Source organism: Dyadobacter bucti, assembly GCF_005869225.1.
Lineage (GTDB): Bacteria > Bacteroidota > Bacteroidia > Cytophagales > Spirosomataceae > Dyadobacter > Dyadobacter bucti.
The window spans coordinates 188,949-200,898 of sequence record NZ_SWFP01000008.1 but is presented as its reverse complement, the minus strand read 5'-3'; the positions used below and the strand labels follow the sequence as shown (position 1 = coordinate 200,898).

At 45.4% G+C, this 11,950-nt stretch carries 8 protein-coding genes; 2 read left to right on the top strand and 6 right to left on the bottom strand.

Annotated elements, in window-relative coordinates:
- Positions 1 to 129 precede the first annotated feature (129 nt).
- From FBF61_RS24870 to FBF61_RS24850, 5 genes are all read right to left on the bottom strand, one after another.
- On the bottom strand, positions 130 to 2,973 hold the full coding sequence (locus tag FBF61_RS24870) for a putative Ig domain-containing protein (protein ID WP_229215209.1): 2,844 nt from the start codon (positions 2,971 to 2,973) through the stop codon (positions 130 to 132).
- 49 nt (positions 2,974 to 3,022) lie between these two features.
- Entirely contained in the window at positions 3,023 to 4,138 is a 1,116-nt protein-coding gene (locus FBF61_RS24865) for a glycosyltransferase (RefSeq protein ID WP_138482422.1), read from the bottom strand.
- A complete protein-coding gene (locus FBF61_RS24860) occupies positions 4,135 to 5,142 on the bottom strand; it encodes a glycosyltransferase family 2 protein (RefSeq protein ID WP_138482420.1) in 1,008 nt (335 codons plus the stop codon). The genes FBF61_RS24865 and FBF61_RS24860 overlap by 4 nt, the downstream gene beginning before the upstream one ends.
- 105 nt (positions 5,143 to 5,247) lie before the next feature.
- Positions 5,248 to 6,426, bottom strand: coding sequence for an acetyl-CoA C-acyltransferase (locus FBF61_RS24855; protein WP_138482418.1), 1,179 nt, complete (start codon positions 6,424 to 6,426; stop codon positions 5,248 to 5,250).
- A 160-nt stretch (positions 6,427 to 6,586) separates the two neighbouring features.
- Positions 6,587 to 6,820: a PspC domain-containing protein gene (locus FBF61_RS24850; protein WP_138482416.1), complete on the bottom strand. Its 234-nt coding sequence runs from the start codon at positions 6,818 to 6,820 to the stop codon at positions 6,587 to 6,589.
- Between the two features lie 347 nt (positions 6,821 to 7,167).
- Here FBF61_RS24850 and secA point away from each other — a divergent pair, with 347 nt between their 5' ends.
- Together secA and FBF61_RS24840 are read left to right on the top strand one after the other, a co-directional pair.
- Positions 7,168 to 10,515 carry a preprotein translocase subunit SecA gene (gene secA, locus FBF61_RS24845; RefSeq protein WP_138482414.1) on the top strand — a complete coding sequence of 1,116 codons (3,348 nt, stop codon included), beginning with the start codon at positions 7,168 to 7,170 and terminating at the stop codon, positions 10,513 to 10,515.
- 144 nt (positions 10,516 to 10,659) lie between these two features.
- Positions 10,660 to 11,319, top strand: a complete 660-nt coding sequence (locus FBF61_RS24840; protein WP_138482412.1) for a phosphatidylserine decarboxylase family protein — start codon at positions 10,660 to 10,662, stop codon at positions 11,317 to 11,319.
- On the opposite strand, the gene FBF61_RS24835 is transcribed toward FBF61_RS24840, so the two are convergent.
- A complete protein-coding gene (locus tag FBF61_RS24835) occupies positions 11,311 to 11,931 on the bottom strand; it encodes a rhomboid family intramembrane serine protease (RefSeq protein ID WP_138482410.1) in 621 nt (206 codons plus the stop codon). The genes FBF61_RS24840 and FBF61_RS24835 overlap by 9 nt on opposite strands.
- Positions 11,932 to 11,950: the final 19 nt, after the last annotated feature.

The following is an 11,950-nucleotide window of genomic DNA, read 5'->3' as shown; positions in this document are numbered from 1 at the left end:
ATTTTTAAGAGTAAAGGTTAAATTAAAGGTATGCTTGCATACTATTTGCGCGCAACACAAATATAAATCATTAATATTTCAAGCAGGCAAAACACCGGAAAAATTAAAACCGGCCAGGACCGGGGCAGATTACTTTTTGAATATTTTAAATTGTTTCAAAAGCGAGCCTTTGTCTTCCAGACGGATAAAATAGATGCCAGCAGGGACACGGAGCGTGGTTAAGTCGATATTGGCCAGATCATCGGCCACCGTTACGTAGCTTTTAGGGATTTGCATTCGTTTCCCTGAAACCGTGATAAGAGAATACTCGATTTCAGTGGCGGCCTGTTGCACCGGCAATTTTATATTCAGAATATCCTCCAACGGGTTGGGATAAAAAGCCCATTCTTCCATATCCCGCGTAATATTTACCGAGTCACCATAGGAAATACTGAACTGTATGGAATTTGAAATAATGGCTGAGTCTTGCTTGGAGGCGGTAACTGTGAGCGTGTACCGGCCGATATAAGGTGCAAAACCTGACGCATTTTCGTAAAGTGCGTATGGGAATTTTGAGGTTTTGGATTTTTTGCGGTAGGGCCCGTTCAGGTCAAAAGCTACTTCGTCGAACTCGAAATTTCCATAAGCCAGAATATTCAGCAATGGAGGTAATTCACTGGCGGGAAGCACATCATCGGCAGCCAGTGGTTGTAAAACTTGCTGATCTACCTTACTGCCCCCTCTTGTCAGTTCAAATCGTATTCTTGGAATTTCAACTTTGATAATAAACGGGATTTCTACATAAGCCCCTGAATTGTCATAGGCCCGAACGATCAGCCGGTATTCCCCTTCCTCGGTCGGTGTTCCCGAAAAGACATTTAATGAAAAATCAAGCCAGGAAGGACGGTTTTGCAAGGAAATTGATGAAATATAACCATCGGGATCTCCAAAAATACCGTTAGGAAGAATGTAGTTGAAGGGCATATTGAGCTGGGCATATTTGACCGGCAGCGTGCCACTCGCATAAGGAGGGGAGTTCAGGTACTGGGGTTCTACGACCTTGATGGTAAAATAGGTTTCGACGAAGGCAGTAAGATTGTCATACGCTTTGAGAATAATCCTGTATTCTCCGACGCTGGCTGGTGTCCCGCTGAGTACTCCGTTCGAAAAATTAAGCCAGGAAGGAAGTCCGCCCGCTTCAATGTTGGTGATCTGTCCATCGCTGTCTATAAACGCACCTTTCGGGATTGTCAATGTAAAAGGTTGACTGACCGCTACAAGCTGGTTGGTAAAATTGCTGCTGACAGTGGGCGGCTTGTTGGTATTTTCGCGCTCATCCACCCGGACCGTCAGATATGCTTCTGCTGATCCGCCCTCATCATCGATACCTTTTACCAAAATCCGGAAGTCGCCCAATGCAGTGGGTCTCCCTCTCAGCTGCCCCGATTCGTATCTTAGCCAAGATGGCAGTGTACCCACATCCATCCGGACGATAGTACCGTCCACGTCCGAAAACGTATCCATTGGCAGTCGGTAGGTAAAATCTTTATTGATCGGAATGATCTGCATCGGGACCGGGCGGAAAACGTAAGGATCGTAGTTGGTGGCATCATCCCAATACGAAGGTGAAAGCAAATCCTCATCCAGATTGACCCGAACAGGCCTCGGATTGGCAGGATCGGCATAGGCGCGTTTTGCCCATTCGCTGTAAACCACATTCAACGGCCCCCCCTTTTCCACTGCGGCGGACAGCCGGTAACCTACAGATTCATTGTAGATGATCGGGGTCAACGGTTTATTGAGCCAATTCGACGCAGCTTGTCTTAGAAATGACTCGGACCTGGACATCTGGTCGGTAGCGGATATTACTACTGCTACCACATTGGCGCCATGTTCAAAATTCTCATTGATCTGTTTCAGGTGGGCGTTGTTATCAAAGTATGCATTGACAAACAACTCATTGGCCGTTATAAAATTAGCCGGAGCGCTGCTTTTCAGAATATCAACAGACCAGCGGTGGTCGTGTGAAGCCAGGTTATCATTGATCTTGATACCGTCTGACTTTTCATTCAAGTCCCTGAATCCCAGTGTTCCCCTCACTGCCGACTGTGTGTCAAAAACCGAGCCGTAGTCGGAGACAAACTTAATGTTACCATTCACCGATTTCACAGCGGCGATCATTTGCTCGGTATATTTTTTAAGAATAATGTGGCGGTAAATGTACCAGTCCTTTCCGGCCCGCTGCTTGAAGGAGTCTCCCGGTTCCCAGGGAGTGGAAGGAGCCGTGGCATTTGCAAAAGATTTGTAGGAAGTTCCCCATAAAAAATTGAGGCGCTGGATTTTTTTATAATTTGTCTGTAACCAGGTCTGAAAACCTGCTATCATGGATTTGGAATAATCAAATGCGGCAGACTGCTCTTTTCCATTGAGAATAATACCGCCGGGATATTCACCTTCCTGCGTGGACGTGTTGGTGACGGAAACATACAAAAGCTTATTCTCGGTCTGGAGATGTTTGTATCTGTTTACAGTTTCTTTTACAAAGTCAATTCCTTTATTAACAAGAGTTTGATTGTCAAATCCAAAGAAAGTATCACCATATCCACTCACCAGCGGCTGGTTCGACTGGCTCACCTGATTGTCGGCAACGTTCCAGAAACCATTTATACGGGTGTTATAGCGGCCAAGATGAATTCTCAGTGCGACCTTCATACCAAGGTCCGTCGCAATTTTAATTTGCTCATCGTACTTGGCCCACTGCGGAGTTTCGGTCGGGGAATTGTAATAAACCTTGTCCCAGGGTATGGTAATGTAAACTGCATTCAGGCCCAATTGGCTGGCGGTCCGGATCAGGTCTGGTTCGGGCCCTCTGTCGTTGGGAGCAGTCAGGTTGAGAAGCATGAGCGCAAGGTAGCGCTGGGGATCGGCCTCAGTTGTTCTGGTATGTGTCTGCGCCGAAACTAATTGTATGGAAATAACCCAACAAATGAACAAGTGCGGGATTTTACATATTAAATTAAAGACAGGCGTAGATTTGTACATGCTATTGAGTTTGGTCAATTAATCCGATCCAGTTGTTATAACCATTTTCTACATTGAAAAGACTTGCCACTTCTACACTTTTTGACGGATCAGTAGCTATTTTCCCTTCCATGATCGCGCGCATAGCCGAGACCATCTGTCTCACACTCAGCTCTTCAGTAACAATCCCCATTCCATCCTGAATGAATTCCGAAGCCCCGCCCGAAGGAAATGAAACAATAGGCTTGCCGAGCAGGGCAGCTTCTATCATAACCAGCGGAAAGGGGTCCTGGCGGGAAGTAAGCAAAAAACCGTCTCCTAGATTGAGGTAATTATAATAGTCGTCTTTTTGCTTTCCGACCAGGTGAACTCTGGTTCGCAAGCCGGAATGGAGGCAGCGTTGCTCGGTGTAATATACCAGTCCGTCGTCGATCCTGTCACCCACCCATATCAAATGAACGTGAGGATCATTCAATTCTTGTGCAATATCCGGTAACATATCAAAACCTTTTCGCTCGGAGGTCATGCCCGACAATATCCAGATAAAGTCATTGCGGGGAATCCCCAGGTTTTCTCTCAGAGCCAAGGTCCGGGTTGCATCGTGTACGACTTTGGTGTTATCAATGAAGGAGTACAGTAGTCCTATATTTTTGGCACCGGCATTTTTCAGGGCATCGCAGGTGGTTTGGGAGCATCCGATCAGAAGGTGCGAATAGTTGATGATACTTTTGAAGTCCGTCCCGCTCAGGTAAGCGTAGGTCAGCGGCAGTTCATGAAAATGTGTGACAACTTTGATAGAAAATTCTTTCGCAACAATGATTGTTTCGGGGATCATGGTTGTATTTACATACCAAAAATCAGCCTTGAATTCTTTTGCGAGTTTTTGAAGGTATCTCAGGGTAGGGTTTCTGCCGAGGTGATATGAGATTTTTTGCAGGACATTGAATTTCCTCGGAGCAATGAAAACCGGAACATCCTCCGGAAATTCTTTGAGCAGCTCACCATTGGCAAAACTTACAATACCTATATCAAAGCGGCTGCGGTCAATCTTTTTAACGATATAAAGGAGCATCATCTCCGATCCGGTGCGTGTGGCATAGGGTGTAAAAAAGAGAATTCTTTTTTTTACTTGTTTCATGTAGAAGATGTTAGCAAATCTATGTTCTCATTTGGTTTGATTTTAAACTGTCCTTTCCCCAAAAATAAGGTTTTCCGGAAGTACTTCAGAAGGACATAGATTTTTCTTGCATAAATGTGTTGTGTCTTTAATTCTCTCAATGGATTCCCGTATTTTTTCAAATTGAAAAACATTTTCCAGATAAAAACCACCGGTGTCATTGTTAAGTAATGCGTGATCAGCATCAAGTACTGAAATATCCCGTACTGCTTCCGGATCCACAAAAAATTGGATACCTGCATTTGCGTGCTGAACCGGTTGATCCATGAAATATTGGTGCGCCGGAAGGGGTTATTGTTTTCCAGGTGTATGAATGTGCAGTCTTTGAAGTAACACAGCTTGCCCAGCTTTCCCAGCCTGCCCGACCATTCCACATCCTCTCCGTACATAAAAAAATTGTCGCTGAAACCGCCGGTTTTTTCAAATCCTTCCCTACGTACAAACATAAATGCGCCAACGAGCCAATCATACTGATCCGGGTCGCTATGTTTTGGCTCAGGATAAAGCCAGTCGATGACTTTACCGATCACTCGGTTTGGAGGAAGGATAAAAAACGTCTTGCGGAATTCGTTAAAGCTTTTGTAAAACGGCATCGGCGTGCCGTCCGCATAATATTGTAGGGCTCCGCAGGCAATTACATCCTGTCGTTTGTTCATTTTTTCAAAACACCTGCCGATGACATTATCCGACACCAGGGTGTCGGCATTGAGTAGCAGCAAATACTTTCCTTCCGCCTCCGACATTCCTTTATTATTGGCAATCCCGAACCCCGAATTAAAAGCCATGTCAATCCATTTTATGTCTGGAAAGCGCTCTCTGATCAATGCCCCGCCGCCGTTTTCCGGGTCATTATCTACAACGATCACTTCAAAATTCACATCAGAAGTAAACTGATATATGGAATGTAAACAGTTGATTATTAGCTGAGGAGTTCTGTAATTAATAATAATAATGGATACATCCATGAAGAGACGGGCATGATTGATCGGGCAAAAATAAAGATTCTCGGCGGAAGACAAACAGCACTTCCGCCGAGACCTGGAAAATAATGATTTTGACGACTTAGGGCTTTAATTCAATCTTTCATAAATCCCGGCCACGCCCTGGCCACCCCCTACACAGGCGGTTACCATACCATATTTCTGGTTTTGTCGGCGCATTTCGTTAATCAGCTGTACCGACAACCGGGCCCCGGTGGACCCCAAAGCATGGCCGATCGCAATCGCGCCGCCGTTTGGGTTAACGATTTCGGGGTTGATCCCAACTTCCTGAATTACAGCCAGTGACTGCGCTGCAAAGGCTTCATTAAGCTCTATCTGCTCAATGTCATTCAATTTCAGGCCAGCCTGTTTCAGTGCCAGCGGAATAGCAGCTACCGGTCCGATGCCCATAACCCGGGGATCTACGCCTGCCGTTGCATAAGATAGCATTCGTGCCACAGGTTTCAAATTGAGCTCATTCACCATTTTTTCGGACATGACTACTACGAAAGCAGCTCCGTCTGAAGTTTGTGAAGAATTGCCGGCGGTCACAGATCCTCCGGCTGCAAAAACCGGTTTGAGTTTATTTAAAGCCTCCAAAGATGTATCAGCTCTTGGGCCTTCATCCTGGCTGATTGTGATTTCTTTTGTTTTTTTCTTGCCGGATGCAGCGTCAAAATACGTTTCCGTAACGGTTACAGGGACTATACCATCTGCGAACCAGCCTTCTTTCTGGGCCCTCAACGCTTTCTGATGCGACTGAAATGAAAATTCATCTTGCTTTTCCCGGCTGATATTGTAATCCTTGGCAACCTGCTCCGCGGTAAGTCCCATACTCAGATAATAATCAGGATTACTATGCGCGATTTCATAGTTAAGAGCGGTTTTCCAGCCCATCGTTGGCACCATTGACATGGATTCCGTTCCTCCTGCTATGATACATTCCGCCATTCCAGCATGAATTTTGGCCGCCGCCATTGCAATTGCCTCCACGCCCGAGCCGCAATAACGATTGATCGTAATACCTGAAACATTCTTAGGGAGAGCCAGCAGTGCTACGTACCGTCCCATCTGCATACCCTGCTCCGCCTCCGGTACTGCATTTCCCACAATCACATCGTCCACTCTGGCGGGATCGAGTTCCGGTAGTTTTTCGAGCAAATACTTAATCACTTTTGCTCCCAGATCATCAGGACGTGTAAAACGGAAACCGCCGCGGGTTGCTTTTCCGACTGCGCTGCGGTATCCGGCTACAATATATGCGTTCATATTAATGTGGTTTTAGGTCAACGAAAAAAGGGGGAATATTGAAGTAGTATGCCTGCATACCATAGGTAAAAGTAGCAATTAAAAGTAAAACAACAAACCGCAGAAATTTGTTTTCCTGCGGTTTGCAACTACCTGACTTTTACTGATGGAGCCTTTAATTTTATGAGGAAATATGCCTTTCCTCCAATGATTTAGGCTGCTTTGCAATGTCCGGCATCACGATCCAGAGAATGATATAGAACAATACGATCGGGAACGAAAATGGGATAAAAATTGCCATTACGAAAAGTACCCTTACGATTGTGACATCAATTTGGAAGTAGTCGGCCAGGCCGGAAGCTACACCACCAATCATCTTGTTATTGGTATTGCGAAATAATCTATTGCTGTTCATGGCTATTGCGTTTTGTTATTGTTGATTCAAAGGTACTATGTATTACCAAGTAGGCTATTTTTTCTTTACAAACGGTTCCTGGAAGTGAAGTTGGGCGGATTTTGGTGATTAAGGATGGTCAGAAGTTGACATGTGTGGTCATGGATTGCCGGAAAGGGCATGTTTTGAAAATGGTTACAAAAAAATTAGAGTTCTATTAGGATTCTTAAAGATGTTGCAGAATAGTATGGTCAATGAATTACCTTTGAGGTTGAAAATGATAGCTTTGCTGACAAACTGACATCAGAACGGATGCAGGCTCAATATTTTTGAATAAAATGAACGATTAAAACATTATATAAAAAGTCATGTTTAAAATATTTTCGAAGCTATTTGGTACAAAATCAGAACGGGATTTAAAGGAGTTAACCCCGTATGTTGATAAAGTGAATGCCGAATACGCCTTGCTGGCCTCGCTCACCAATGATGAATTACGTGCTCAGTCTGAAGGTCTGAAACAGCATATTGCTAATCAACTTCAATCTATCGACGATCAGATTGCCGCTTTGAGACAACAAGCAAACGACGAGCCGAATGTGGACAGCAAGGAAGCTATCTTTAAAAAAATCGATGCCCTGGAACTGGATCGGAATAAAGAGCTTGAAAGGGTTCTTCTGGATATTCTTCCAAAGGCATTTGCAATAGTAAAGGACACCGCACGCCGTTTCAAGGATAATGAAAAAATCGAAGTAACTGCTTCGTTTTTTGACCGTGAAATAGCCACCAGAAAATCACACGTGACGATTGAGGGAGACAAGGCATTCTGGAACACGACCTGGGATGTGATCGGCCAGCCTATCAAATGGAGCATGTTACATTATGACGTTCAGCTGATTGGTGGTGTGGTTTTGCACCAGGGGAAAATTTCTGAAATGGCAACGGGTGAAGGTAAAACATTGGTAGCAACCCTGCCGGCTTTCCTTAATGCCCTGGCCGGACAAGGAGTTCACATTGTAACCGTCAACGACTATCTAGCCAAGCGTGATGCGGAGTGGAATGCGCCTCTTTTTGAGTTCCACGGCATGAGTGTCGATTGTATCGACCGCCACCAACCTAATACCGTTGCCCGCAGAAATGCTTACAAAGCGGACCTTACCTACGGTACCAATAATGAGTTCGGTTTTGATTACCTCCGTGACAATATGTCACGAACGCCCGAAGAACTCGTTCAGCGCAAGCATCATTTCGCGATGGTCGATGAGGTTGACTCCGTGTTGATCGATGATGCACGTACACCTTTGATCATCAGCGGCCCGGTACCTCGCGGCGACGAGCAGGAGTATCTTGAATTAAAGCCACGTGTAGCCAGGATTGTAGAGGCTCAGAAAAAACTGGCCATGGATTTTCTGAATGATGCGAAGAAAAAAATCGCTGCCGGTGATAAAAAAGAAGGAGCGCTTGCATTGTTCAGGGCACATAGAGGTATGCCAAAATACAAGCCTTTGATCAAGTACCTGAGTGAATCGGGGATCAAAGCATTGATGCAGGAATCGGAGTCAATACACCTGGCCGAAAATCAGAAATTAATGCCGGTGGCCGATGCACCTCTTTATTTTACTATTGATGAGCGTCACAACAGCATTGAGCTAACAGAAAAAGGGATCGATTTCCTGACAGGAGAATCTGATGAAACCAATTTCTTCATTTTACCGGATATCGCTGTCGATCTGGATGTGATTGAAAAAGATCCTTCACTCACAGAGCAGGAGCGAATCTTGAAAAAAGAAGCCCTCATCCGTGATTATTCTGTAAAAACCGCCCGTATCCATACAGTAAACCAGCTTTTGAAAGCATTCACGCTTTTTGAAAAAGATGTGGAATACGTGATCATGGACGGAAAGGTAAAGATCGTTGATGAACAGACCGGTCGTATTATGGATGGCCGTCGCTACTCCGATGGTCTGCATCAGGCGATTGAAGCGAAGGAAAGTGTAAGGGTTGAAGATGCTACGCAAACTTATGCGACCGTAACCCTGCAGAATTACTTTCGTATGTACCACAAGCTGGCTGGTATGACGGGTACTGCGGAAACGGAAGCGGGCGAGTTCTGGGAAATTTACAAACTGGACGTAGTATCCATTCCAACGAATGTGAGTGCGGTCCGTAAAGATCATGAGGATAAAGTTTACCGTTCGGTACGTGAGAAATACAATGCGGTAACAGATGAGATCGTAGAGCTGGTTGAAGCCGGAAGGCCTGTTTTGGTCGGTACAACTTCGGTTGAAAATTCCGAGATCATCAGCCGGATGCTTACACTGCGTAAAATTCAGCACCAGGTACTGAACGCAAAGCAACATCAGAAAGAAGCGGAAGTTGTTGCCGAAGCTGGTAAGCCCGGTACTGTGACTATCGCGACGAACATGGCCGGCCGTGGTACGGATATAAAACTGACACCGGAATCCAAACAGGCGGGCGGTCTTGCCATTATCGGTACGGAGCGCCACGAAAGCCGCCGTGTCGACAGGCAGTTGAGAGGTCGTTCGGGACGTCAGGGTGACCCGGGTTCATCTCAATTCTTCGTTTCGCTGGAAGATAACCTGATGCGTTTGTTCGGGTCCGACCGGATGGCGAAGGTAATGGACCGGATGGGGCTGGAAGAGGGAGAAGTGATCCAGAGCGGCATGATCACGAAATCGATCGAGCGTGCTCAGAAAAAAGTAGAAGAAAACAACTTTGGTATGCGGAAGCGCTTGCTGGAATATGACGATGTCATGAACTATCAGCGTGATGCGATTTATACACGTCGCCGCAATGCGCTTTTCGGAGAACGTCTGGCGGTGGATATAGCCAATACTTTATATGATGTTTGCGATGAGCTGGTAAGCACAGCTGGTACTTATGCCGAACTGGAACTGGCGGCTATTACCACGCTGGGAATGGAACTGCCATATACCGAGCATGAATATGCTGCTTTCAAACCAGCCGATCGTTCTCAAAAACTCTATGAAGCTGCGGAAAAGCAGTATCAGGAAAAAAATTCGGCTATTTCCCAAAAAGCCCTTCCGGTACTCGGATCTATCCACGCAGAGCGCGGTGGCACGATTACCGAAATCATGATTCCGTTTAGCGATGGTATCAGGCAAACGGGCGTTGTGGTTGGTCTCAAAAAGGCTCTTGAAAATGAGGGCCGTGAAATCACGCACGAAATGGAAAAAGCGATTGTACTTTCGTTGATCGATCAGGAGTGGAAAGAGCATTTGCGCGAGATGGACGATTTGAAGCAATCCGTTCAGAATGCCGTGTTCGAACAGAAAGATCCATTACTGATCTATAAATTTGAATCTGTTGAATTGTTCAAACGCTTTTTGAGCAAAGTAAATTTCGACATGATTTCGTTCCTGATGAAGGCAGATATCCCTCAGGAAGAAGCGGTTCCTGCTACGGCGGTTCAACAGACGGTACGTCGCCCGGCGCCTGCACCTGCGTTGCATACCAACCGTGAAGAGGAATTCGAAACGCCGGAACTTGACGGCCCAAATGAATACGGTCGCCAGATGGAATCCACTACAAAGACCCAGCCTGTAAGGACGATCAAGATTGCGGACAGAAATCAGAAAGTTTCCGTTCAATACCGTGACGGACGTATTTTAAGGGATGTTAAATTTAAAAAGGTTGAGCACGAAGTGAAGAATGGGGATTGTGTGGTGATTGAGTAGCCAGTGAATTTCTTAACTGTTTTCTGAAAAAACTTGGCCCTGCCTTCCCAAAACGGGTTGGCAGGGCCTTTTTGATTGAAAGTAAATCAGTATTTATACGATATTTGTATTTTAAAGGCCATTTTTAAACGAAACTTACACTAGATGAAATTGCACAGAGAAGGATATACAATAATGGCGGTAACAGCCATCGTATTGATATTGATCAATTTGGGTATCCGTTTTCTTCTTCCGGAAGGCTACTGGATCCCACGTATTGTGCTGGTGGCTAGTATCTTTGTTTTTCTGCTTGTCGTGCAATTTTTCCGTGTTCCGAAAAGAACCGTCCATAAAAGCGACCGCCAGATCGTTGCTCCCTGTGACGGAAAAGTGGTGGTGATCGAGGAAATTGTAGAAAATGAGTATTTCAAAGGCCCGAGGAGGCAGATCAGCATATTTATGTCACCGCTCAATGTGCATATCAACTGGAACCCGATCAGCGGGGTAATTCAGTATTTTAAATACCATCCCGGGCTTTATCTTGTTGCCTGGCACCCCAAATCAAGTACCGACAATGAGCGTACAACAATTGTAATCCGTACCATTGAGGGCGTTGATATTTTATTCCGTCAGATCGCAGGAGCTGCCGCACGGCGTATCCGCTGGTACGTGAAAGAAGGCGACAAAGTAGAGCAGAGTACGGAGATGGGTTTTATCAAGTTTGGCTCAAGAGTCGATATCTTCCTGCCTCTCGACGCAGAAATAAAGGTTAATCTTCAGGATAAGACTGTTGGTAGTATTACCGTGCTGGCGGAATTAAAATAGTCTCCAGCTCAGGATCTGTGCAAAAAATTGCGGTACCGCACTCGGATAAACAATAGCCATAAACACCATTCCGAAAATAGCGCCGAACATGTGCGCGCTGTGGTTTACATAGCTTGTACCTCTTTTGGATTCATAAAAAGAATAGCCTAAAAACAGCAGTCCGAAGATAAATCCGGGCATACATATAAAAAAGTAGAGGCATATACTCATCAGCGGTGCATACAGAATAGCTGCAAAAAGAACCGCCGAAACGCCGCCCGACGCACCCAGAGAGTTGTAGTTTGAACTGTTACGATGTTTCAGGAACGTGGGGATATCCGACACGATGATCCCGACGATGTACAGGAACAGGTAATAAATAGAACCGTTCGGGCCGAAAAGCATTGAGAAAAGCCGCTCAATGCCTTCTCCTACAAACCACAAACTGAGCATATTGAAGATCAGGTGCCCGAAATCAGCGTGAACAAATCCGGATGTCACAAATCGGTAGTACTCATTGCGTTTGGTTACTTTGTAGGGATTCAGGATCAGCTTTTCCATCAGGCTGGGGTTATTAAAAGCATAATAACTGATCCCGCAGGTAATGATCACAAGTATGAGGGTAATTGACATGGTTTTTATCTGTTTTATC